At 56.6% G+C, this 24,259-nt stretch carries 15 protein-coding genes and 2 pseudogenes; 5 read left to right on the top strand and 12 right to left on the bottom strand.

Annotation, left to right across the window (positions count from 1 at the left end):
* Positions 1-38 precede the first annotated feature (38 nt).
* Complete coding sequence (locus M5D89_RS02315) at positions 39-3,551, top strand: FAD-dependent oxidoreductase (protein ID WP_248884123.1); 3,513 nt, start codon at positions 39-41, stop codon at positions 3,549-3,551.
* A gap of 420 nt (positions 3,552-3,971) precedes the next feature.
* Here the strand turns inward: M5D89_RS02315 and M5D89_RS02310 are convergent.
* The 3 genes and pseudogenes from M5D89_RS02310 to M5D89_RS02300 form a co-directional block, all read right to left on the bottom strand.
* Positions 3,972-4,184 (bottom strand): annotated as a pseudogene (locus tag M5D89_RS02310) (ATP-binding protein); the annotation flags it as partial.
* Between the two features lie 452 nt (positions 4,185-4,636).
* On the bottom strand, positions 4,637-7,000 hold the full coding sequence (locus M5D89_RS02305) for a TonB-dependent receptor (protein ID WP_248884122.1): 2,364 nt from the start codon (positions 6,998-7,000) through the stop codon (positions 4,637-4,639).
* A gap of 204 nt (positions 7,001-7,204) precedes the next feature.
* Entirely contained in the window at positions 7,205-8,215 is a 1,011-nt protein-coding gene (locus M5D89_RS02300) for a phosphorylase family protein (protein ID WP_248884121.1), read from the bottom strand.
* Positions 8,216-8,521: 306 nt separating this feature from the next.
* Here M5D89_RS02300 and M5D89_RS14390 point away from each other — a divergent pair.
* Positions 8,522-8,908, top strand: a pseudogene (locus M5D89_RS14390) (transposase); the annotation flags it as partial.
* Positions 8,909-10,022: 1,114 nt separating this feature from the next.
* On the opposite strand, the gene proB reads toward M5D89_RS14390, so the two are convergent.
* From proB to M5D89_RS02255, 8 genes are all read right to left on the bottom strand, one after another.
* Positions 10,023-10,976 carry a glutamate 5-kinase gene (gene proB, locus M5D89_RS02290; protein ID WP_248884119.1) on the bottom strand — a complete coding sequence of 318 codons (954 nt, stop codon included), beginning with the start codon at positions 10,974-10,976 and terminating at the stop codon, positions 10,023-10,025.
* A 194-nt stretch (positions 10,977-11,170) separates the two neighbouring features.
* Positions 11,171-11,434: a hypothetical protein gene (locus tag M5D89_RS02285; protein WP_248884118.1), complete on the bottom strand. Its 264-nt coding sequence runs from the start codon at positions 11,432-11,434 to the stop codon at positions 11,171-11,173.
* Positions 11,427-11,795, bottom strand: a complete 369-nt coding sequence (locus M5D89_RS02280) for a hypothetical protein (RefSeq protein WP_248884117.1) — start codon at positions 11,793-11,795, stop codon at positions 11,427-11,429. The genes M5D89_RS02285 and M5D89_RS02280 overlap by 8 nt, the downstream gene beginning before the upstream one ends.
* 26 nt (positions 11,796-11,821) lie before the next feature.
* Entirely contained in the window at positions 11,822-12,949 is a 1,128-nt protein-coding gene (locus M5D89_RS02275) for an outer membrane beta-barrel protein (protein ID WP_248884116.1), read from the bottom strand.
* Between the two features lie 218 nt (positions 12,950-13,167).
* Positions 13,168-13,761, bottom strand: a complete 594-nt coding sequence (gene kdpC / locus M5D89_RS02270; RefSeq protein WP_248884115.1) for a potassium-transporting ATPase subunit KdpC — start codon at positions 13,759-13,761, stop codon at positions 13,168-13,170.
* 8 nt (positions 13,762-13,769) lie between these two features.
* A complete protein-coding gene (gene kdpB, locus M5D89_RS02265) occupies positions 13,770-15,839 on the bottom strand; it encodes a potassium-transporting ATPase subunit KdpB (protein ID WP_248884114.1) in 2,070 nt (689 codons plus the stop codon).
* Positions 15,840-15,848: 9 nt separating this feature from the next.
* On the bottom strand, positions 15,849-17,603 hold the full coding sequence (gene kdpA / locus M5D89_RS02260) for a potassium-transporting ATPase subunit KdpA (protein ID WP_248884113.1): 1,755 nt from the start codon (positions 17,601-17,603) through the stop codon (positions 15,849-15,851).
* Entirely contained in the window at positions 17,600-17,692 is a 93-nt protein-coding gene (locus M5D89_RS02255; protein ID WP_248884112.1) for a K(+)-transporting ATPase subunit F, read from the bottom strand. The genes kdpA and M5D89_RS02255 overlap by 4 nt, the downstream gene beginning before the upstream one ends.
* Before the next feature lie 257 nt (positions 17,693-17,949).
* Between M5D89_RS02255 and M5D89_RS02250 the strand changes: the two genes are divergently transcribed.
* The 3 genes from M5D89_RS02250 to M5D89_RS02240 all read left to right on the top strand — a co-directional run bounded on the left by M5D89_RS02250 (position 17,950) and on the right by M5D89_RS02240 (position 22,881).
* Positions 17,950-20,712, top strand: coding sequence for an ATP-binding protein (locus M5D89_RS02250; protein WP_248884111.1), 2,763 nt, complete (start codon positions 17,950-17,952; stop codon positions 20,710-20,712).
* The gene (locus M5D89_RS02245; protein ID WP_248884110.1) at positions 20,678-21,406 is read left to right on the top strand and encodes a response regulator; all 729 of its coding nucleotides are present in this window, start codon (positions 20,678-20,680) and stop codon (positions 21,404-21,406) included. Before M5D89_RS02250 ends, M5D89_RS02245 begins: the two co-directional genes overlap by 35 nt.
* A gap of 134 nt (positions 21,407-21,540) precedes the next feature.
* Positions 21,541-22,881 (top strand): MFS transporter, encoded by a 1,341-nt coding sequence (locus M5D89_RS02240; protein WP_248884109.1) that lies wholly within the window; start codon positions 21,541-21,543, stop codon positions 22,879-22,881.
* Here the strand turns inward: M5D89_RS02240 and M5D89_RS02235 are convergent.
* On the bottom strand, positions 22,878-24,242 hold the full coding sequence (locus M5D89_RS02235; RefSeq protein WP_248884108.1) for a sugar porter family MFS transporter: 1,365 nt from the start codon (positions 24,240-24,242) through the stop codon (positions 22,878-22,880). The genes M5D89_RS02240 and M5D89_RS02235 overlap by 4 nt on opposite strands.
* Positions 24,243-24,259: the final 17 nt, after the last annotated feature.

Below are 24,259 nucleotides of genomic sequence, written 5' to 3'. Positions count from 1 at the left end.
GGCCGGCTTCTGCCGGCCGGGTATGCAGGGAGTATACGGTGCTGAAGCTGAGTGATTTTGCTTTTTCCGAATATGTACAGGCGGGAATGACGGAACGTCTGGACGCGGTTTTTCTGGATGCGTTGCGTGCACGCGATGCAGATCTCGCACAACTTTTGCTTGATCATCGTTCCGGTCAGGCAGCCCAGGATGGGCAAGAACGCAGTGAACTCCTGCTTCGCCTCGCCCCGCATGTCGAGCAGTTTCTGGCGGAATTCTTTGCCATCGAGGCGGAGAACCGGAAACTGCAGGACAGCATCCGTGCGCAAGACGTGGTCATGGAGTTCAAGAAGCTCTATGTCCTGCGCCGCGGCCGGCGGTTTCGCGGTGAATTTGCCGAGAGCTTTGCCGATCTGCAGGGTTGGCTGGATCAGGAAATCCATGCGGCCGCCTTACCTGCCGACGATCGGGAATGGTCGATCGCCCGTCTGGGCGTGGGCTGGTTGGAAGACGAGGCCAAAAACGCCGCCAAGGTCCAGCGCCTGACCCAGTGGTGCGCCCTGGCCCTGAGCGACCCGGCTGCGCGGATGGCGGTGCGGGAGTGGTCGAGTTTCCGCTTGCCTGAGCGCATGGACCATGAGGCCCTGGTTCCCCTGCAGCGGGCAGAATTTCGTCCCGACCACCCCTTGGCAGCCGATCCGGCCCATTGGCGTCGTCGCGATGCCTTCCATCTCACCGACCAACGCATGGATTTGCGCAGCGTGCAAAGCGAGGTCCACTACTGTCTCTACTGCCACGACCACGACGGTGATTTCTGCTCGCGCGGCTTTCCGGAGAAAAAGGGCGTGCCGGAGCTCGGCTTCAAGGTCGATCCCTTGGGTGTCACCCTGACCGGTTGCCCGCTGGAAGAAAAGATCTCGGAAATGCAGATCCTGCGGCGCGATGGTTTCAGCATCGCTGCTCTCGCCATGATCATGGTCGACAATCCCATGGTCCCGGCCACCGGGCACCGCATCTGCAACGACTGTATGAAGGGCTGTGTCTATCAGAAGCAGGATCCGGTGAATATCCCTCAGGTCGAGACACGGATTCTGACGGACGTGCTGGAATTACCCTATGGGGTGGAGATTTATGACCTGCTGACGCGCTGGAATCCCCTGCGGCAGGAGCAGTATTGTGCCGCCGCAGACAACGGTCGCAAGGTCCTGGTCGCTGGTATGGGACCGGCGGGTTTCACCATGGCGCACCATCTCCTTCAGGCCGGTTGCAGCGTGGTCGGCGTTGATGGCCTGAAGATCGAGCCGCTACCAGCATCCCTGCGGGATGCCCCGGTGCGCGACTGGTCCTCGCTGCAGGAAGATCTCGATGAGCGCATCCTGCTCGGCTTTGGCGGCGTCGCCGAGTACGGCATCACCGTGCGCTGGGACAAGAATTTCCTGAAACTGATCTATCTCAGCCTGCTGCGTCGCCCCGGTTTCCAGATCTTTGGCGGCGTGCGCTTGGGCGGTACCCTGCGTCTCGAGGATGCCTGGGAGCTCGGCTTTGATCATGTCTGTCTGGCCACGGGTGCCGGCCTACCGCGCGTCCTGTCCCTGCCTGGCAGTCTTGCCCGTGGTATGCGGCAGGCCAGTGATTTCCTCATGGCCCTGCAGCTCACCGGCGCCGGCAAGCAGAGCAGTCTCGCCAACCTGCAGGTGCGCCTGCCGGCGGTGGTCATTGGCGGCGGTCTGACGGCGGTGGATACCGCGACGGAAGTGCAGGCCTACTATATTCGGCAGGTGGAGAAGGTTCTGGCGCGCTATGAGACCCTCTTGCCGGAAGTCGGTGAGGAAAAGCTGCGTGCCGGCCTGTCGGCAGAGGACCTCGGTATTCTTGAGGAGTTCCTCGAGCATGGTCGCGCTGTCCGTGCCGAGCGCGAGCGTGCTGCTGCCGCCGGTGACAAGCCGAATTTCATTCCGCTACTGCACGCCTGGGGTGGGGTCACCCTCGCCTATCGCAAGGGCATGCGGCAATCCCCTGCGTACACCCGTAACCATGAAGAACTCATCAAGGCGATGGAAGAGGGGCTCTTCTATCAGGAAGGGGTCGATCCCCTGCGTGCCGATCTGGATGGCTATGGCCACGTCGAGGCGATGGTGTTCCGCAAGTTGCGAGAAGAAGAGGGGCGCTGGGTGGCGACGAGCGAAGAGTTGCGGCTGCCGGCCCGCGGGGTCTTCGTCGCTGCCGGCACGGTGCCGAACACCATTTATGAGCGGGAGTATCCGGGCACCTTGCAACTGGATGGGGATCATTTTCAGCCCCATCTGGCGCACCATGATCGCAGTGTACAGAGCGTGCAGGTGGCAGAACACTGTAAATCGCCGGAACCCGGGCCATTCACTTCCTATCAGGACGGAGCGGGTCACCGCGTCAGTTTTATTGGCGACACCCATCCGGTGTATCACGGTAGTGTGGTGAAGGCCATTGCCTCGGCCAAGCGCAGCTATCCCGATGTGCTGGCAGCGATGGAGATTCTGCCACCTGCAGCGACCCGCAATCTTGCCGCTTTTCAGGGACGTCTGGCGGCGCAGCTCGGCGCGCGCATCCGCCGCATCGATCGCAGCAACCCGGCGGTCTGTGAGCTCTGGGTAGAGGCCCCGGCGGCGGCGAAAAATTTCCAGCCGGGACAATTCTTCCGCCTGCAGAGTTTCGAGACCGGCAGCCCCGTGGTCGAGGGCACCCGCCTGCAGATCCCAGTCCTCACCGTGAGCGGCGCTGGGGTAGAGGGAGACCTGATTCGCTTGATGGTCTTGCAGTGGGGCACGGCCCCGCGCATTGCCGGGCGCCTACAGGAGGGCGATGCGGTTCTGTTGATGGGGCCGACGGGGGCGCCGACGGATATTCCCCAAGGCAAGACCATCGCGGTCGTTGCCGGGCGCTGGGGTGCCGCGGTGATGCTCGACATCGGTCCGGCACTGCGCGCCGCCGGTAACCGGGTGCTCTACGTTGCCGCTTTTGCTCAGGCCAGCGAGCTGGATCATCAGGAGGAACTGGAAGCCGCGGCGGACCAGATCCTATGGTGTACTGCCCGCGGTCCGCTGATCCAGGCCCGGCGTCCGCAAGACCTCAGTGTCGAGGCTGCCGACATGGTGCAGCTCCTGCGCGAGTATGGCGCCGGTCGGCTTGCGGGGCAGGGCACTGAGGGTGGTATCTCCCTGCAGCAGGTCGATCGACTCATGGTCATGGGCTCCACCGGCTTGCTCAAGGGCTTTCAGACGGCACTGCAGGGCGATTTCGCCCGCCTCTTCCCGCAACATCTGGAGGCGGTCGCCACGGTTGGTAGCCCCATGCAGTGCATGCTCAAAGGCGTTTGCGCACAATGTCTGCAGTGGCAGGTGGATCCAGAGACGGGCAAGCGCACACGGGCGGTCTTCACCTGTGCTGGTCAGGACCAACCCCTCGCCTGGGTCGATCTCGACAACCTCGTTGCCCGCCAGAGCCAGAACCGACTGCTCGAACGTCTCTCTGCCCAGTGGCTGGATCGGATCCTGCAGCAGGTTTCCTTGGAGATCCCGAATCCAAGATCTCGATGAGTGAACCCAGAGCGAACGACTAAGGTTTCCATCGCTATCGGCGCAGATATTTTATTTCTGTTCTTTAGGGACAGACGCATCATCCCTTTTGCGCGTTTCCAGATAGCCTGGGGCCCAATGTTGCGCAATTACGCTGGCGGCGTCCCTGCCGCCCAGGCCAAAGGTCAGTGCGATCGCCACGGCGACGGAGCCCAAGTTTTGGCGCGCGTTTAAAATTACCCAGTCCTGCGCGTTGAATTTTACCCAGGCACATTAGGCGCCATTTTGCGTGGCGGCCACGAATGAGTGTAGCTCAGTTTTGCCAGTTTCTGCTTCCTGGATGTGCCGGGAGGGCTGTTGCAGAGAGCCCCCTTCCCAGTCGGTTTCGTCAGAACGATTCCTCCACCGTGATGATTTTCCCCCGCTTGCTTTGCTCTCGAACCTTGATCCGCGCCTTGGCTGTTGCACTGCGTGTCGGAACCGATACGACTCGTGGCAGGTTTCGACGATGTGGCAGGGATGCGTCAATCTATCCAGCAGAGCCGTAGTCATCTGTGCCGCACCGAACACGCTGGTCTACTCGCCGAAGGTCAGATTTGTCGTGATAATCACACTGGTGTGTTTGTATAGCTCCGACAGCAGATGGAACAGTAAAGTCCGCCAGTCGCTCGGCATACGGTGCGATCTTGCCGCCGACCGACCGCCAGCGGCACTCCGGCTCCGTCCGCTCCTCCGTATTGAGCCATTTGCGGAGCGCCTTGCGCGTCAGTCCCGTGCGCCGCTCGATCTCCGACGGGGATAACCCGCCCTGGCAATACAAGCGCCTTACTCCACCCAGCATGTTCATGGTGGTCATCACCCTGATTTCTCCATCCCGAAAGCCGAAACGAAAGATGTTAATCACCTGGGTAATTTTCAACGCGTACCAACACACCTTGCCGCAATATCGAGATATCAAGTCACCCAGTCAATCAGCAGCACGCGCTAACCTCGACTAATCCCATATTTTTGTCCAGACTTGAACGAATGCGGGCGCCACACGTGCTTCAAAAGGGTATGCGTGGCGCCTGCAGAACCAGGCTTTTAGGCCATCAAACGTTCAGCGCTCATTGGAAGCGAAAGCTCACATTGCTCCCAACAAACACCGGTGCGCCTACCTGCCCCTGGTAGTACGTGAACGGTTTCAGAACCTGTTCTGCGTAGACCAGATAGTTATTGTCAAGAATATTATCGGCGTAAAGACTGAACTTAACCGACTTCACATAGGTCGATTTGATCGGCATCTCATAGGATGTTGTAAAATCGAGCGTGTCATATGCCGGTAAAGTCCTACCAATCGTTTCGCCCTTATTGGTCGCCATATATTGACGTCCAACAAAATGGCCGGTCAGCGCCGCGTATAGGCCGCCGTGCTCGTAGCGTAGACCAGTCGTTGCCGAGTACATCGGGACGTAAGGCCGGTATTCTCCCGGATAGGCTGTGCCGTTCACACCAGTGGATAGACTACTGTATTTAGCGCTGGTGTAGTTGTATGACCCGAAAAATGACACATGGTTATTAATGGGTACATCTAAACCAAGGGTAACCCCCTGATACAGGGCGTTGCCATTATTGTACTCATAGGTTTGGCCTGTGGATGGATCATAATACTGGCTAAAGATATTGCTGAAGTTACGCCTGAATACGGACAAATTACCAGATACTACATTGCTCCTGTATCGCACACCCGCATCGAAGCTTATATCACTCTCCGGCTGAACAGTGATGGGCGCCGGCGTGGGGGATGCGCCCACAACAGAATAAAAGGCGCTAATGTTAGGCACCTTGTTTGTCTTACCCACGCTAAAATACAGATTCACGTTATGAATCGGTGTATAGGAGAAGCCCAGCGATGGCTCCCAGAAGTAGTAAGTATTATTGACATGGCCGCCGTATTTGTAATAATAACCAGGCACTTCATTACAAGCAGTAGATACGATGTTATATTTTACGCCAGGGTATATATGGAGGCTACCGTTCAGCAGATTAATATTATCCTGAAGATAGATATAATTATAATTACGCGCATCATGCTCATTCCAGGCGTTATTATATCCGTCGATATTCGGAACCGGGCTACTGCCGTACCAATACTCGGCACTATGATCCTGACTGTAATCAACCATTGCTCCAAGCTCAATGGTGTTGTGCGGTGCAAAGAACGTCATCGATGGCAAAAAGCCTACACTTTGAATGTTATCGATATAATTGAGGAACTGCGTTCCGGCTACCCCCGATCCAAACAACGCTACCGGATCATAGCTATTGTTTGCGGAGGGAAACGCCGCCCAGGGCTCAAGATTCGTCCCCACCGGGTATCCTTCATAAGTCGCGTAGCCATAATATCTTGGATTATAATAGGAAGAATTCGTTAGAGAGGTACTATTCGCTGCTTGTTGCTGAATAAAGACCTTCGTCTTGGCGAGCATATAATCGTTTAACATGCTTTTCCACGATAAGATCACATTCAACGCATGGGTATTCGTGCTAGTGGACGCCACATCCAGCGGTGGCTGGTAGGAGCGACCGTTCTGGGCAATCAGAGCCAGCGGCACCAAAGATGGCTGACGCGCTGACTCGTTGTTATAAACGGCGATTAGTTTCAATTGTGACAAGCCGTTATTATACGGTTGGAGCAGCGCAACATAATAAGAATTTATTTTGGCGAAGATGTTGTTCATGAAACTGGGGGCATGAGTATAGGAGTATTTGAATAACATTTCGGTATCAGTTCCTGGCAATGCCCCGCTATTCACCGCAATACCCGTCGTGTAGTTGCCGCCCCGATACCCATATTTTCCGCCAGAGGCATTGACATCCAGATAATACTTTGATGTGGGTAATGCGGGCTCGTAAGAAATCGTGCCGCCAAGCGAGTCTATACCATTTTGCGAGGGTTGATTAGCACCGCTAAATACCTTCACCGTCGAAAACTGACCTATCGTAAGTGGCGTGTAGGCATGATCATCAGCTGCTCCGCCGGCGCCACCGCGAAAGGTATTGATAATGGGTACGCCATCAAAGTTAGATGCCATCTGGCTGCTTGTAAATCCCTGGTAGGTAAATTCGTTATTCACCGAAGACAGATTACCAGGGCCTTGGGAGATTACGTTCATCCCTGGAACATGCTTCAGTACAGACTGAAAATTCTGGGCCGGCGATGCATGGGTCACGGTCTTCTTACTGACGGAGGTCACCGCTTTTTCCGGAGGGGCGACTTTTTTCACGGAGCCGATCTCTGTCACCTCACTAGAAGGATTTTGACCTTCGGGAGAGGCGACAACGCCGGTCTCGCCGGCATAAGCGAATTTACTAGCTGATACACTGATCGCTGCTACTACTGCCGCATAAAGTATCGCTGGTGCCATTTTTGAGACCGCGGCTTGCAACCGTCGGGCGGCGGAGGTTTTATTACCTTGTTTGGTGTTCATCTAAATTTCTCCTCTATAGTTGATGGTGCTATGGTACAAAGGTTAAACTGTGCCGTTTACACAACAAATAAAATGTCATGTTTTAATTAGGCATCATAAAATTGATTACATCGCCTAGCCTGACTTACCGCACAAAAATAGTGCGCGCAGTTTATAAAATGATTACTTTGGTGCGTACTACGTCATCTAAAAGAATACTCGTTACTATTTCTTACAACTTTCAACCAACCCACGAGAATCCTTCGGGGTCTGGTAAAAATAATTCGGATACGGATCGCCAGACGGATAAATATATTTCTTTTTAAGTAGATTTGTGCCATAGATCTTAATTACTCTTAGCATTATCTTGTCGCTTATATTCTGTGTTATTTGCGACGCAGTCTTCCGATGCGAACCTTGAGGAGGAACGCCGTTTCCGCTAAATTCAAATACGCTGTCGGATATAGTGCTCACCTCGATAAAAGGAATTTGTGCCAATTTTGCAACCGTAGCTGAAAACCAATCCCCATCTTCGTCTACCTCATGAAAAACGTCGTCTGTTTTCTTGATAAAAGATTTATCGGCAAGCCACATTGAAGACGTTCCCTGTATTCCATAATAATATATTTCTGGCTTTTGTATTTTGAATTCGCCGTTAATCCACGATGGTAACTTTTCTCTGTCAGCAACGTATTGTGCCGCACAAGCGGTATATTCTTCCAGCTTTTTGTTTAGGAAAAAATATTGATAATCCTGAAGACTGGACTTTCCAGAAAACTCATCTGGGACGAGGCTACCTGTCGGCGACATGTAAAAATTTCCAAAGTTTACTTGTTTTGTTCCTATTACAATATCTCCTACACGCATCTGTCCTGGCGGAAGGTGGGCGCCAGATGTCCCAGGATAAAGTAGGGCTTTTATATTAAAGTGATCGACCATAACCTGCGCAGTAAGCGCGCGCGTAAACTCTCCGCCAAACGGCTGGATGCAGATAACTACAGGAATCTTATAAATACTTCCAATTTGATAATCAAACTGACCTATGTGAACGGATTTAATCTTTTTAAACTTTTTAAGGATGACGCCATAATGAGCAGGGCCCACGGGAATTAATAGGCCTAAATACCCATTACCGCCCAGATCCGAGGGCTTCTGATTGGCCTGCGCATTGTCAACGGAAGGCCATAGAAAACAAAAAGCCGATAAAAAATAGATTATATATCGTGCAAAGTTCATAAGTTATTATCTCCCAAATGTTTTACATAAATTCGAGATCAGTTTTGAAGGCCAATCCAAGCTAGGCCATCTTTTCGTTTCGTCGGCTTCGAAGACGCCCGGCGCTAACCGGTTGTGGTCATGCCTTTGACTCCATATGTTCAGACGATATCTCTCAAAAATCGCCACATGGCTATGATCGTGATATGAAGCGCATTGGTAAAGTGCAAAAATATCGTGAGCGCGTATCAAAAAACGCAACACAAAAAGAGGTATCGCGATCGGACTGATCAGGCATGATATGCCCCATGGAGACTTCGTTTGCTCAACTCCAAGCACCTGGAGGCCGCCCTCGACGAATGGAACCACAGGGCTGAGATCTATGCCGATAAGGGCTATGTTTGCGCAGAATGGGAAGAGCGGTTACAAGCGCAAGGTTGTCGCATCCACATTCAGCGCTATGCTAAAGAGGAAAAACCCATTTCTGCCTGCAAGGAACGACGTAATCGGCGCATTGCCAAGGTGCGAGCGCGGTTTGAGCACGTCTTTGCTGCGATCACCTAGTGGGGTGGCAAGCAGATTCGTATCATCGGTTAGGCCCGGGCTTCCTTTGCCATGGGCATGATGGTGATCGTGTACAACATGCGCCGTTTGGCCTTCTCGGCAGGCTTACTTCGCCCAGAGCGATGGTCAGGAGTGAGCCTCTTCCAATGAAGGATGAGCCTGAAGGGAGAGCGTGATTCCAAGGCGACGGAGCCCAAGCCTGTTCGCGACTCTCCGGCTCACTTATCTCGGCAACATCGCGACATAAGGGGGTCAGCGCCTCGGCGGGCGCCAGGGCCCACAAGCTCTGGGGAGCGACGATCAGATCAAACGCTGTTTCTAGCAGTTGATCCGCCCCTCCTCAACATCCTTACGCTCATACACATAGGGAAAGCGTAGATGCCAGGCGTCGCTCTGCCGCGCTAACCGAGTTTCAGACATTGTGGAACGTTCAGCATCCGGCCTCAGGACCAAAAATCAGTTGGGCGGCAAGTGCATGGCATTGGCGTGCCCTTGCCAGCCTGTCTGCTGATCAACGCAAGTAGGAAAGCACAGAGACAGGAATTGTTGCTGGTAGTGCAGAGGCCTTGGGCCATAGCTTCGAACGCCACGGATTCAAATTCATTGACCTCCTTTGGGCCATTACCCCTTCAGAGAGGAGTCCGAGTAAAGGGCTATCCACATCCAGCAACTATTCCTGCTAAAAATTGTTGCTGTGTCCTCCATAAAATGAGTCAAAAACGCGCTTCTCTCATTAGCCCTACCATACAATCCGCGCTATCCTAATCGAGACGCATCTCTCTGGGAAAAATATCCGTTGATGAAGGCAACATATAACGCCCCATCCTTGTCTGTCGGATATAATGCGCCAGCGGCCTGATTCGCTTCGTCTGAGCTGGCATTCGGATGCTTTTCCGCCCAAGCGAACCCTGTGCGCTCCGCCTCTTTAACTTCTGTTGGAAAGTCTCTCATGGTTAAGCTCCATTACGAACTTGAGTAACATCAGTACCACTGGGGAATTATCCAGTGCCTCTATCAGTCAGGAAATAGACGCTTTGATAGCCGTTTGGCTCTCGCCCACCCCTTCTCAAAGGCATATAGAAATACATCCGCTTCCCAGTCCGAATATTTCTGGTAACATGCCTCCTCAAGTTGCCCCGCTGTTGCGTGAGGATGGCTGACAGCCCATAGATATCCGTCGGTTTCCACTTTTTGCAAGATCGCGCGCAAGTCCATCATAACACTCCTCTTCTTGAGCATTCTGGAAAATATGGGCAATCGATGGCTACACAGCGCCGATAGCGATTTGCGCAGCATTTGGATAGCCAAACATCCGCTGTGCGAGGTGATCCAGCCGCTCGTCCAAGCGGGTCTTTACCAGCCGTTTCTTTTGATACAGGAAAGTACCGACTGGCTCGCCCTCAGCGATCCGCAACAGAATGTTTCGCTCCGCACTCGACGCAATGATGGTGTCTGTTCCGCATTGTGCAGCCATACGGGCGGCGAGCAGTTTCGTCAACATGCCGCCAGTTCCAAACTTCCCAGAGCCGGTCGCCATTTTGAGCAATTGAGGGTCTTCGGCGATCCCCTCGGTGATCAGTTGTGCCTGCGCATCCTGATGGGGGTTGCCGGTGTACAGGCCTATCTGATCGGTCAGCAACACCAAGAGTTGTGCGTCGATCATGGACGCAATCAGCGCCGCAACCCGATCATTATTCCCTAGGTTGTGCAGGCGACTGCCAATGACATCATTTTCGTTGACGACCGGTATGGTGTCTTCGCGTAGCAGGTCCCGGAGCAACATTTTCGCATTGCGGTACCGTTTCCGATGGGAAAAGTCATCGCGGGACAATAAAATCTGACTCAGCTCCAGCTCTTTCCCATCACCCAGCTGCGAAAATCGGCTCAAGGCCTGTAATAGGGCCTGAATGATGCAGCTCTGCCCTACGCTTGCCGCTACTCGGCGTTGCCGCTCGGAGAGCTTGCCAACGGGCCGTTCCAGCCGGGATGCGCCGACGCCGACCGCGCCGGAGAGGACCATAACGACCTCCAGCCCCCCTTGCTTCATAGCCAAAATTTGTTGCAAGAGAGTGGCAATCTTCTTTTGATCGAGCGCGCCATCTACCTGCACCAAAGAACTGGTTCCAACCTTGACTACCCAGCGCTTTGCACGACGTTGGCATTCTTTGCGAATTTCACGCCAGCCATACTGATTTTCTGCATTGATGTTATACATCATCGAGATTAGTCTCCATGGGTTCCTCATCCTACCAAGATCAGGCTAGCTCCGTGGAGATCGACTTTCCATAAAAAACCCATAAATAATGCGTAAAAAATGCATAAATAATGCATCTGTACGGATCAGTCTGAGGGCAATACGAACCGCTCCTGCTCGCTGAGCTACTGGCGTGAGTGAACGCTCCAAAACGAAGGCTAGAGCAGCGATGACCGTGCTCCAGAATAGCGAACAAAATCGGCCTGTAAGGTCGGCGTACCGGTCGGTGTCACCAAGTGCGGGTATAACGCATTCAAGCCCATCACGGCGCCCAGTACCCATGCCAACACGACACCTGGCCCCGCCAGAGCTGCCATGCCAGCAGTACCAAACAGTACCCCCGTGCCCATTGCCCCGCCAATCCCGATTACGATCAGGTCGAGTTGGGACAACCCCCGACGGAAACGTGTGGTTCTATTCATAGGCCGTTCCCACAGGAATCGGTGAGCATATTTTTATGGCCGCTATTTCTTCGGCCATCTCTCCAGGAAGGGTTTGTCGAGCGATGCCGGCTTCAATAACGTACATCTCGTGGACACCACTCAGACTGGTCAGAATGGAAAGCGTTTCAAGGAGAAACTGCGCCTCAAGAACGATTTCCAACTGCAGCTCGAACGCCTCTGTAACCTCAATTATGGCACTATGCAGGAGTACCCAACGGGCTTTGCACTGATCGAGAACGCGCACTTCAGTCATCCACCAGGAGGCAAATGGAACTGGGGAGAGTGCTGCCAAGGTTTCTTCAAGGAAGCCGGGCTGCACTCTCACTGTAAGGATCGACATCTTGCTTTCTGGCGCGCAACGGTGGGTTAAAACAGAAGTCCAGTTTCCACTATGCCGCGCACCTGATTTTTTGCCAGACCACTTCGTCCGGCAAACCCCGTACCCGTTGGCGTGGAAGCCGTTACATAAGACAGTTCTGCGCGCGCGAAAAAGTCCCCGGCCTGGTAAGTTGGTGTTATAGTTAGCGACCAGGCGTGGGAATCTGCGGGTAAATCTGTGAGTGTCGAAGCGACGGAGTGCAGATTAAGTCCGTATCCCAGTGGTCCACCAACTTCTAGATATTCGACCCTGGCGCCCATAGACCAGTCACTGTTGTAGCTGTAATTTAGCAGAATTGATCCGCCATAGTTGTCAAACGAATGGGGAACTCCGGCTTGCACACTTTTAGGCGTATGCATATACTGGAAATAGGGCTCAATCATCCAAGGACCAGAGCTGTATTCATATTCCAAGCCGTAGATCTGGCTGACGGTACCAATGGCCGAGTAGGCGGCATTATTAGCTGAAGTCCGTACCTTACCAAGGGGGCCATCGGCATAGAAGCTGACCGTATTGGCGCCATTGATGGCGTACGTCACGATGCCGCTTAGTACATTATAACGATTAGAGTAATAGCCATCATTCAAGGAGAGCGAAGCACTCACGGGCCCTGCGCTCGCGTTAAATTGAATGCCTCGGCTGACGATGGGCTCCATATCCCAGAGCAAGCCACGCTCGACATTAATGTTCTGGTAGGTAAAGCCGCCCTCCGCACCAATTAAGGTCGGGAGCTTGCCGATCTCTACGGAATAATTGGAGCTTGGCGCAATTTTCAGGTAAGCAACGGGCAATGCGCCAAAATCGTTGATCGCGGAAGTGGGGTTGGCGCCTGCCAGCGAGGCCGCCAGGGTCGGAAAACCATAGGCTCCCGCCTGCGCGTAAAACTGCACCAGACCACTACTCTTTTGCACAATTACCATGCCATTGGTAATGGTTGCTCCAGCATACTTTGCCCCGAGAGTGCCAGGCGTGCCTTGGGGATTGTCCTGCCAAAATCCCATGGCGCTGGCTACGCCCTGCACGCCGATTTTGCCCAAAGGTCCGGCATCCACGTTGATCGGATTGGGCAAATTCAAGGATGCCTGTGCCACGGGTATGCCCAGCACACTGGCCATTGCGGTGGTAAAAATCCAGATGCTTGTTCTCTGTTTCATTATTTCACCCTAGTGTAAGGTAGTAGTTCCGTTAGCAGATATGCGGCTCGTGGCTGGGAAGAGGCAATGATGGCCTCTACCCAGGCGTTGTCCCTGCTACATCAAAAAGATGCCGACCAAGATTATGACTAGAGCAAGTACGATCCCGCCCCAGGTCAGGAAATGTAGAACTTCAAGTATCATTTCCCATGACGCTGCTGATAAGCCCGCTGTAGTGCCAGATTCAAGGGCAAGACCCGCACCACTGGCTCGCCGATGAAGGGCAGCAGTGGCCAGTGCGTATACTGGTGCACGAGATCCGCCACCTCTTTTATTGGCAGATGGCCAGCTGCGGCGACGCGTGCGACTTGATATTGGGCAGCGGCAATGCTGATGTCCGGGTCCAGTCCACTGAAGGACGAGGTCACCAGATCCACGGGTACCGGCCGCTGGCCTTCGGCCGGGTCCATCTTGCGCAGATAGGCAACGCGCTGGGCGATATGGCGGAAGAGTACGGGGTTGCTCGGACCCAAATTGGACGCCCCGGAATTCGCGGCATCATAGGGGACGGGGTCGGTAGCCGATGGTCGCCCCCAGAAGTATTGGGGGCTGGTGAAATACTGGCCGATGAGCGCCGAGCCTACCACCTTGCCGTGCTCCCGAATCAGCGAGCCGTTGGCCTGCTGCGGGAACAGCAGCTGGGACAATGCGGTCATCAGGGTGGGATAAGCGACGCCCACACAGAGGCCGAGGAGGAGGAAGGTCATTACGGTTTGCCGCAGGGATTGCCACATGGTGTACCTCACAGGACAGTCAACAACAGGTCAATGAGCTTGATGCCGATAAACGGCGCGATCAGGCCACCGAGCCCATAAATCAGTACATTGCGCAGGAGCAGCTGATCGGCACTGATGGCGCGGTATTTCACTCCCTTCAGGGCCAGTGGGATCAAGAACGGGATCACCACGGCATTGAAAATCACCGCCGAGAGGATGGCGTCCTTGGGGCTATTCAGGCCCATCACGTTCAAGGCCCCCAATTGCGGGTAGGTGCTCACGAAGGCGGCTGGGATGATGGCAAAATACTTGGCCACGTCGTTGGCGATACTGAAGGTGGTCAGTGCCCCGCGCGTGACCAGCAGTTGCTTGCCCAAGCGCACGATTTCCAGCAGCTTGGTGGGGTCTGACTCCAAATCGACGATGTTCGCCGCCTCCCGTGCCGCCTGGGTGCCACTGGCCATACACACCGCCACGTCGGCCTGGGCCAGGGCGGGGGCGTCATTGGTCCCATCGCCGGTCATGGCAACGAGATGGCCCTTATCGTGGTACTCACGGATCCGATCCAGTTTGTCCTGGGGCTTGGCTTCGGCCAGATAGTCATCGACGCCGGCCTCTGCGGCTATGGCGCCGGCGGTGATGGGATTGTCTCCGGTAATCATCACCGTCCGAATACCAATCTGGCGCAGTTCTGCAAAGCGTTCCCGGATGCCGGGTTTGACGATGTCCTTGAGACTGATGCTCCCCAAGACCTGCTGATTCACTGCCACCACCAAGGGTGTAGCCCCCGTTTGGGCGATCTTTTCGATATCCTCGTCCACCGCCCGGGGCCACTTGCCGCCGGCCTGTTCGACCCAACGACGGATGGCGTCAGGTGCGCCCTTACGGAATTGTTGACCGCTACTATCCACGCCACTCATGCGCGTCTCGGCACTGAAGGGAATCCAGGTGCCCTCCTCCGACATCGCTGGTAGGGGCAAGGAGAGGCGATCCACCAGTTGGACGATGCTCTTCCCCTCGGGGGTGTCATCACTCAAGGACGCATGCCGTGCCGCAGCACCGAGCTCTGCCAGATCGACCCCGGGGGCAGGAAGGAGCTCTGCCGCCTGCCGGTTGCCGTAGGTGATGGTGCCGGTCTTGTCGAGGAACAGCACGTCGGCGTCCCCGGCGGCCTCGATGGCGCGCCCGGATTTGGCCACCACCTTGGCCTTGAGCAGGCGCATGATGCCGGCAATACCGATAGCGGGCAGCAACGCCCCGATGGTGGTGGGGATGAGGCATACCAGAAGGGCGACCAAGACCGTCGGCGAGACTACCCGGCCGCTGTGGGCAGCAAAATGGACGCTATAAAAGGAGAAGGGATAGAGGGTCACGGTGACCACCAGAAACACCAGGGTCAGCACCACCAAGAGCACCGCCAGGGCGATCTCGTTGGGGGTCTTGCGCCGGGCAGCGCCCTCCACCAAGGCGATCATCCGGTCGAGGAAGGTGTCGCCGGGGCGGCTGGTGATGCGGATGATCAGCCAGTCGGAGAGGACCGTAGTACCTCCTGTCACGGCACTGCGGTCTCCCCCTTGCTCGCGAATCACCGCCGCACTCTCGCCGGTGATGGCGCTTTCATCGACGGAGGCAACGCCCTGGACCACTTCACCATCCGCCGGGATGACTTCATTGGCCTGGACCAGCACTAGATCATCGCGCTGCAGCTCATGTCCGGCCACCTCCACGACGCTGGCCTTGGGGTCGGCGCGCTCGATCTTATAGGCAACGACCTCCCGCTTCGCTGAACGCAGGCTGCTGGCCTGGGCCTTGCCCTGGCCCTCGGCCAGGGCCTCGGAAAAGTTGGCAAAGAGCAGGGTCAGCCAGAGCCAAAGAGCGACGATCAAGTCAAACCCGGCATCGGCGTGCTTCGCTCCGAGCCCTTCCAATCCCATCAAGGTCACCAGAATGGCGCCAACATAGACCACGAACATGACCGGGTTGCGCCACTGCGCCTGAGGCTTGAGCTTGCGAAAGCTCTCTTTGACCGCTTCCCGGAAAATGGCAGCCCAGTAGCCCTGATCCACAGATTCCGATTTCGACGTGTGCTGTGTCATGACGATTCCTCAAGGATGGAAATGCAGGGCGGGCAAGGACAAGGCCTCGGCCACCGGTCCCAGGGCGAGGGCAGGGATGAAGTTCAGCGCCCCTACCAGCAAGATCACCCCGGTCGAGAAGACCACAAAAAGCGGGGTGGTCGGGTTCAAGGTGCCCACACCCGCTGCCATCCGCCGCTTCGCCGCCAAGGACCCGGCAATCGCCAAGAGGGGAAAGTAGGTCAAATACCGATTCATCAGGACCACGATGCCGGTCAAGATGTTGTAGAACACCGTATCGGCATTGAGGCCCCCGAACGAACTGCCGTTATTGTTGGCCGGACTGGTCAAGGCATAGAGGATTTCGGAGAAGCCATGGGGGCCCGGATTGAGAATGGCGTCCCGACCACCCGGCAGGGAGACGGCGAGCGCCGTACCGACGAGAATCAGAATTGGCATGATCAAGATTGCCAAGGCCGCCATTTTCATCTCATAGGCTTCCAGCTTTTTGCCCAGAAACTCCGGCGTTCGGCCCACCATCAAACTACCAATGAAGACGGCGATGATGAAAAATCCCACCAAAGACGCCACCCCGGAACCGACACCACCCGGCGCCACTTCACCTAACTGCATGAGGAAGAGGTTGACGCCACCAGACAACGGCATGAAGGAGTCGTAGGAAGAACTGGAGGCGCCGGTGGATGTCCCCGTGGTGGAAGCCCCAAAGAGCGCGCTGCCGGCAACACCAAACCGATCTTCGACCCCCTCCATATTGCCGCCGCCAGCGAGGGCGGCCGTATGCGCCTGCGTCACCCCCAACTGGGTAAAGACCGGGTTGCCGGCTAGGTCCTGTTGCTCGCTGAATACAGCCAGCGGTACCAGCAGCAAGAGCGCCACCGCCACCAGGGCCCAGCCCAGCTTGCGGCTGGCAATGGCGCGACCAAAGTAAAATAGGAGGGAGAAGGGCAACAGCAATTCCGCGACGTTGAGCACAAAGTTGGTCATCCCCGTGGGGCTCTGGAACGGCTGGCCACAATTGGCATTGAAAAAGCCGCCACCGTTGTTGCCCAGCATCTCGATGGCGGTCTGGGACCCCGCTGGACCCATGGCCAGGGTCTGCTGGGTAATCAATTTACCGCCCTGGACAAAGGGATCGATGAGATGCACCTGCAGGTAGGCGGAAAAGTTCTGGATCGCCCCCTGACTCACCAGAAACAGGCCCAGAAGAATGGCCAGCGGGAGCAGGATATAGAGCACCGAGCGGGTCAGGTCGACCCAGAGATTACCGATTCCGTGGCTTTCGGTGCGGGAGAAGCCGCGCGTCAAGGCCACCGCCAACACCATGCCAGAGGCCGCCGAGAAGAAGTATTGAATCCCTATGCCCAGCACTTGGCTGAGGTAACTCATGGTCGTTTCCCCCGAGTATGCCTGCCAGTTGGTATTGGTGATGAAGGACGCCGCGGTATTGAAGCTGAGGCCGGCGCCGGGGCTGGGAAAGCCTTGTGGATTGAGGGGAAAAAAGTTCTGGAAATACAGTAGGAAATACAGAAACAGTCCGCCCACGAGGTTGAAGAGCAGCCAGAGCAGCGCATAGCGCTTCCAGCTCATATCCTGTTTGGGCGACACCCCGGCCGCCCAGTAGATGCCCCGTTCGAGGCCGCCCAGAAAGTGGCTGGCCCAAAAGGACTCGCCCCCATAGACCCGCGCCATATAGGCGCCGATGGGCCAGGCCAAGCCCAGGGTAACGACAAATACTGCCAGGGTGAGAAGGATCGCGTTGGTCATAGGAAGCGCTCCGGATAGATCAGAAATACCGCCAAATACACCAGCAGGAACACTGCCAGCCCCAAACCGACCCACACGAGCACGCTCATGACCAAGCCCTCATTTTATCGAGTAGGAGGACAAACCCAGCGGCCAGGCCAAAGGGCAGCAAAAGCAAGAGAAGATAGAGAACAAACATATCGGCACCTCTTCCTTCGTAAACAAAAATCAGCGTATCAGCGGTCAAAATCAGCCGTCTATAAAAAACCCATAAAAAATGCATAAAAAAGCCGTAAAAAATAATGCGGATTGACTTCCTTTGTTTTCGACTTAAGATAAGTTTTCTACTTTTTGCTGAGCGATGTCCGTGGCTGGAAATCCTGCCGATCCCGAACGACCCGACCCGCAAGCGCTCCTGGAAGCCATTGAAAAGTCCGCCGAACGACAGAAGCGTGGGCGACTCAAGGTCTTCTTTGGTGCGGCTCCCGGGGTGGGCAAAACCTATGCCATGTTGCGCTTTGGGATTGATGAGCAGAGCAAAGGGCGAGAGGTTGTGGTGGGTGTGGTGGAAACCCATCAACGCAGCGATACGGAGGCCCTGGCTTCTGCACTTCCCCATCTTCCCCTGATGCCCGTCGACGGCTCCCAGACGCTGCGCGAATTTGATCTGGATGCCGCCCTTGCCCGTCGACCCAAGCTCCTGTTGCTGGATGAGCTGGCCCATAGCAATGCCCGCGGTGCGCGCCACAGCAAACGTTGGCAAGACCTGGAAGAGCTGCTCTCTGCGGGTATCGATGTCGCCACGACGATCAATGTGCAGCACCTGGAGAGCGTGAACGATGTGGTCTTTGCGATCACCGGGGTGCGGGTGCGCGAGACGGTCCCGGATCGGGTCGTGACCGATGCGGAGGAAATTACCCTCATCGATATCAGTGAGGAGGATCTTCTCCAACGCCTGCGAGAAAACAAGGTCTATCTGGGTGCGCGGGGCGCGCGCGCCATGCAGCACTTCTTTCGCAAGAGTAATCTCATGGCCTTGCGCCAATTGGCCATGCGGGTCGCGGCTGATCGGATGGATAGTGAGCTGCAAATCTTTCGCACCACGCATCCCGAGGATACGCGCGACGGTGGGCGTCTACGAGAAACGGTGCTCGTAGCCATTGGCGCCGATGCGGAGAGTGAACAACTGATCCGCGCCGGTTACCGATTGTCCCAAGCCCTGCATTGCCCATGGCTGGTGGTGCATGTGGATACCCCCAGAGGACTCTGGCAACGCCCGCAGTACCAGGCATGGCTATGGAGCCATTTTCATCTGGCCGAGCGCATGGGCGCGGAAACGGTTCGTATTACCGGGACGAATGTGGCTACGGAGATTCTGGCCTATGCCAGCACGCGCCAAGTGACGCGAATCGTGGTGGGCAGCTGGAGCGGCTTGCGTCATTTCTGGCAGCAGCTCCGTAGCCCTCTGCGGCAACTGTTGCGCCACTCCCCAGCCATCGACATCGTCATTTGTCCGCTGCATTCGCCAGAGAATCACACCAGCGCCAATCCGGCCTACCTCAAGGCGGTTCCACGACGGGAATTGCGCCTGCGTGCGAGCCGCCCGCTGTTGATCAGTGCGGCAGGAGGAGTAGTGCTCACGGCATTGGGGATGCTCTTCAGCCCCTGGCTGGGAACTGCAGCCTTTTTTCTGCTGGCGCTCATGGGGTCGGTCATCGCTGCCCTACGCTACGGACGTTGGCCGGCCATTGTCGTGATCGTGAGTGCACAGGCGGCATTCTTTCTCTTTGGGCAAGGCAAAAATCTGCCAGACACCATGGAATCCCTGCTCCTGTTTTTGGCCAATCTGACCGTGGCGATCCTGATCAGCCAGTTGGTGGCCCGCTCCCGCGATCAAGCGTTGATGGCACGAATGCGGGAGCGACGCGCCCGCAACCTGTATAACCTGGTGCAGGAACTCAGTGCCCAGCAAGATGTAAACGCGGTACTTAGTGAAGCGATCAGCCAAATCCACCGCAGTCTGGGCTTCCATATCCGCTTTTGGTTACCGGAACCCGACGGAAAACTTCCTCTCCATCGGCACCCGGTAGACACTAGCGAAGAGGGAGATCCGGCGCGAAGCCGATCGGGGGCGGTGTGGGTATTCCAGAATCAGCGTCCTGCGGGAATGGGCACCGACACCTTGTCTTCCCTCCCGGCATTGCTACTCCCTTTATGCAATGGCGACCAGGTACTTGGGGTAATGGAGATCGGTGATCTCGAGATACAGCGGATACCGGGGGAGTGGCTGCGTTATTTGGAAACCATTGCTCGTCTGATTGCTGCCGCCATGGAGGCAGCCGCGGTACTCACGTTACGTACGGAGGCGAAGCTGCAATTGCGCATGGAGCAGATGCAAAACACCCTGCTCAGCGCAATTTCTCACGATTTACGCACCCCGTTGACCGCTGTGTTGGGGACCCTCAGCACCCTGGAAGATTTTCGCGAAGACATCAGTCTCGAGGATCAGCAGGTCTTGATTCGCAACCTGCGCAACGATGCGCAGCGGATGGCGGATACGATGGAGCGCATCCTGCGGGTCGCCAGTCTGCTTTCCCAGGGCACGGATCTGCGCCGCGAATGGGTTCCACTAGCCGAAATTATTGGCATGGCACAGCGCCAACTGGCACCATCCTGCCGTGCGCGCGACTTTCAGTACCAGATAGCGTCTGGGCTGCCCCTGCTCCATGTCGATCCCGGGCTGATCGCACAGGTCCTCAGCAATCTGCTCGATAACGCCTGTCGTTATAGTCCTGCGCACACACCGATCATCATACAGGCGTGGATGGACGCAGAAATCGCGCGTGTTTGCGTCATCGATCAAGGCTTGGGGATCCCCCCAGGCAAGGAAGAACAAATTTTTGCGCGCTTTAGTCAGGTGAAGCCGAGATTTGGCGAGGGGGGTAGTGGGCTCGGCTTGACCATTGCCAAAAGCATTGTCGAGATGCATGGTGGGCAGATTCATGCCAGCAATCAAAACATGAACCCAGGTGCGCGATTCTGCTTCACCCTGCCGCTGGATACGCCACCCCCTCCACCAGAAGAGGAGAACGAACATGGCCCTGCAGGATCTACTGTTGGTGGAAGATGACCCGTCCATCGTCACCTTTCTACGGACCGCCTTAAAATCGGACCATCGGTACCGCATGGAGCATGCGGGTAGTCTTGCGCAGGTGCAGGAACTCGCAAGGCAGCGGCAGGAGACTGGCCTTAGCCCGTGGCTTGTGACCTTGCTGGACCTGGGGCTTCCTGATGGTGACGGCCTCGACATCCTTTCCTGGTTACGCAGCATACAACCTCAGGGCCTGATTGTGGTGCTCTCTGCGCGACATCGGGAGGAGGACAAGGTCCGTGCCCTGCAGCAGGGCGCTGATGACTATATGACCAAACCCTTCACCATTGGTGAACTCCTTGCGCGCCTCGACGCCCACCTGCGCCGCCTGTGGCAAAATCCGGGAGGACTATTGCCGTCGGATTCCTGGACTCTGGAAGAGGATGTCCGCCTCCTGGTGCTGGACGATGGGCGTAAGGTTGCTTTGACGATGAAAGAGTTTCTGATGATGCGTCTGTTTCTGCAGCATGCAGGTCAGGTCATCCCCTATCAAAAGCTGCTGATGGGGGTCTGGGGGCCGAAGCATCTGGGTCAAACCCATTATTTGCGTATTTACATCCAGAGACTGCGGGAAAAAATAGAGGAGGATCCCAATCAGCCACGTTATTTGATCACCGAATTGGGCATTGGCTACCGATTGCTGCTTCCTGAGCACCAGGAAACCGCACTTTGATGTCCCAACGCCGCCCCTGTTATTGGATTTCGTCGGATCGCTCAGCGCCCATCAAGATGCAGTCTGGGCAGCATCCCGCACGCCTTTGTGGTACAACAGGGGCCATGCGCCTGAGTCCGTCACAAGAGCCATAAATGCCCACGCCCTGGCCACGAGGCGCAGTTGCCCAGCCGCGGAACGGCGTTCGTCTGGCGCTGGCTGCTGCCATGCTCGGCATGCTCCTGGATGGCTACGATTTGAGCATCATGGCTGTCGTCCTCCTTCCTCTGCACCATGCCTGGCATCTTGATGCTGCCGAAATTGGCTTACTCATGGGGATGGCGCTGATCGGTTCGCTGCTGGGCGGGCTTTTCGGTGGGGTATTCACGGATCGTTTCGGGCGGCGGCGCCTGCTGATCCCCAACATGCTCCTGTACATTGTGGGTGCCTTGCTCAGTGCGTTTAGCCCCAACCTGCTGCTGCTCTTTGCCGGACGCCTCATTACCGGCTTGGCGATTGGCCTCGATTATCCCCTCGTGGCGACGATTGTGGCGGAATACAGCCCCGCCTCCCAACGGGGGAACCGCTTCGCACGGGTGAACTTGGCCTGGTATGCAGGAGCCCTTCTTTCTACGGTGGTCGGCTGGTCCTTGCTCTTCACCGGTCTCGACTCCTGGCGCTGGATGCTGGGTAGCGCCGTCATCCCCGCCTTGGCCCTACTGTGGTTGCGTGCCGGCTTGCCCGAGTCGCCCCGTTGGTTGGTACGTCACGGCGATATCCCGTCTGCCCGCGCGGCGCTTGCGCAATTGCTGCCAGACGCGAGCGCTGGCGAGCGGGAATCGGCGTTGCAGCAGTTTGCGGCACCCAGACAATCCTGGCGGGTGCTGCTGCAAATCTCTTGGCTGCGGCGTCTTTTTCTAAGTGTCTTTCCGTGGTTTTGTCTGGATGTGGTTGGGCTGGGAATTGGGCTGTATTTCCCCTTGGTCCTGCGTACCAATGGTTTCGCCCCCAGTAACGCCGCAGCCGCCGCGATCAATGCGGCGATTCTCTGTGTCTCGGCTCTGGGCATTGCCTATATCCTCCAGCGCATCGACCGCTGGGGGCGAATCCCGCTGCAAATGGCCGGTTTTACCATGATGGCAGCGGGTCTGCTGGGATTTGCCCTCGCATCCACAGTGCATTACCTGCCCGGCGTATATGGCGCCTCGGCCGTCTATGCCTTTGGCGTGGGTATCGGCCCCGGGGTAACGGTTTTTGCACTAGCGGTGGAAATCTTTCCGACGGAGTTACGTGCCAGTGCGGCGGGCTTGGCCACGGGGCTCTCCCGCGCCGGTGCCCTGCTCTCGGCAATGCTGTTTCCGATCGTCGAAAAAAGTTGGGGCATTCCCCGTTTATTGGTCGTCATGGCTGCCATCTCCCTCCTTGCAGTCTTCGTGACCTGGCGCTATGGCCTGGAATCTCGGCAGAAAAGTCTGGAAGAGCTGGAGCAAGGCTAGTGTTGCGGGGGTGGAGCCTTGCCCGACGCCATCAGGCGCTGTTCGATGTCTTCCAAACGCAGACCCTTGGTTTCTGGTACCCAGCGCCAGGTAAAGAGCAAAGCCAGAAAGCTGGCGAAGGCATAGAGATAAAAAGTTCCACCGGCACCTAGGCGGGCTGCCAGGTCGAGAAAGACGCCGGTGACCAGCATGTTGCTGAGCCAGTTGAGCACGGTGGCGAGGGCCATTGCACGGCCGCGTAGGACGTTGGGGAAGATTTCGGCAATGAGGAGCCAGAAGATCGGGCCAATGCCCATGGCAAAAGAGATGACGAAGGCGGCAATGGCGGCAACGATCAGATAGAGCCACGGACCTTGTAGGGCTAGACGGAGCCCCGTGGCCAGAATCAGCAGGCTCAGTAGCATTCCGGCAAAACTCCCTAGCAGCAGCGGACGCCGGCCCCACCGGTCAAGGCGGCGGACGGCAATCAGGGTGGCGAGCACATTGATACTTCCGATGCCCACGGTGGCCAGTACTTCGCCTTGGGTGGAGGCGAAGCCTGCGGCGTGAAAGATGATCGGTGCGTAATACAGCACGACGTTGATACCCGTGATCTGTTGGAACAGAGCCAGGGCGAGGGCAATGAGGAGCGGCTTACGCAGGCGGCTACGAAATAGCTCGCGCCAGCCCCCCCGCTGGGAATCGCCCGCTGCCTGCAGTTGCGCCCACTCCTCCGCGCGCGCTTGCGGATCTTGGCGCAGGCGCTCCAGTGCCGCGGCAGCGGCCTCCATTCGGCCCTGGCGCAAGAGCCAGCGCGGGCTCTCGGGCAGAATGCCGAGGCCTGCGAGCAAGACCAGGGCAGGCAGGGCACCCAGACCAAACATCCAGCGCCAACCGAGTGGGGTGCCGACGAAGGCTAGGTTGACCAGATAGGCGACTAGAATTCCCACGGTAATCAGGAGTTGATTGAGGGTGACAATGGCGCCCCGCTGTTCGGCAGCCGTAATTTCCGATAGATAGAGTGGCGTGACGGTAGAACTCAAGCCGATCGCCAATCCCACCAAGGCGCGGCCGAAAAAGAGGGAAAGACGCAGATCGGCACTGGCGGCCAGGAGGGAGCCCGCGGCAAAGAGCACGGCGGCGGACGCAATGACCCGCCTTCGCCCCAGGGCATCGGCCAACGGACCGGCAACACCGGCTCCCAGGGCCGCCCCAGCCAAGGTTGTAGCGACTAAAAGCCCGGTAAGACTGTGGTCAAGCGCGAAGCATTGCTGCAAAAAGAACAACGCTCCGGCAATGATCGCTGTACCATAGCCAAACAGCAGCCCGCCCAGTCCGGCGATCCCGGAGATGAGCAGAAAGGGGGTTCCCGCACGCCGCATGGCAGGACTCGGTTGTT

The sequence above is a fragment of the Acidithiobacillus acidisediminis genome (assembly GCF_023277115.1).
GTDB lineage: Bacteria > Pseudomonadota > Gammaproteobacteria > Acidithiobacillales > Acidithiobacillaceae > Igneacidithiobacillus > Igneacidithiobacillus acidisediminis.
This window is presented reverse-complemented; position numbering and strand designations above follow the sequence as displayed.

Excerpts from the sequence above, each read along its gene's own strand:
- M5D89_RS02305 (WP_248884122.1), bottom strand. The coding sequence starts at position 7,000 with ATGAACACCAAACAAGGTAATAAAACCTCCGCCGCCCGACGGTTGCAA.
- M5D89_RS02300 (WP_248884121.1), bottom strand. The coding sequence starts at position 8,215 with ATGAACTTTGCACGATATATAATCTATTTTTTATCGGCTTTTTGTTTT.
- proB (WP_248884119.1), bottom strand. The coding sequence starts at position 10,976 with ATGATGTATAACATCAATGCAGAAAATCAGTATGGCTGGCGTGAAATT.
- M5D89_RS02285 (WP_248884118.1), bottom strand. The coding sequence starts at position 11,434 with ATGAATAGAACCACACGTTTCCGTCGGGGGTTGTCCCAACTCGACCTG.
- M5D89_RS02280 (WP_248884117.1), bottom strand. The coding sequence starts at position 11,795 with ATGTCGATCCTTACAGTGAGAGTGCAGCCCGGCTTCCTTGAAGAAACC.
- M5D89_RS02275 (WP_248884116.1), bottom strand. The coding sequence starts at position 12,949 with ATGGCCAGTGTGCTGGGCATACCCGTGGCACAGGCATCCTTGAATTTG.
- kdpC (WP_248884115.1), bottom strand. The coding sequence starts at position 13,761 with ATGTGGCAATCCCTGCGGCAAACCGTAATGACCTTCCTCCTCCTCGGC.
- kdpB (WP_248884114.1), bottom strand. The coding sequence starts at position 15,839 with ATGACACAGCACACGTCGAAATCGGAATCTGTGGATCAGGGCTACTGG.
- kdpA (WP_248884113.1), bottom strand. The coding sequence starts at position 17,603 with ATGACCAACGCGATCCTTCTCACCCTGGCAGTATTTGTCGTTACCCTG.
- M5D89_RS02255 (WP_248884112.1), bottom strand. The coding sequence starts at position 17,692 with ATGAGCGTGCTCGTGTGGGTCGGTTTGGGGCTGGCAGTGTTCCTGCTG.
- M5D89_RS02245 (WP_248884110.1), top strand. The coding sequence starts at position 20,678 with ATGGCCCTGCAGGATCTACTGTTGGTGGAAGATGACCCGTCCATCGTC.
- M5D89_RS02240 (WP_248884109.1), top strand. The coding sequence starts at position 21,541 with ATGCCCACGCCCTGGCCACGAGGCGCAGTTGCCCAGCCGCGGAACGGC.
- M5D89_RS02235 (WP_248884108.1), bottom strand. The coding sequence starts at position 24,242 with ATGCGGCGTGCGGGAACCCCCTTTCTGCTCATCTCCGGGATCGCCGGA.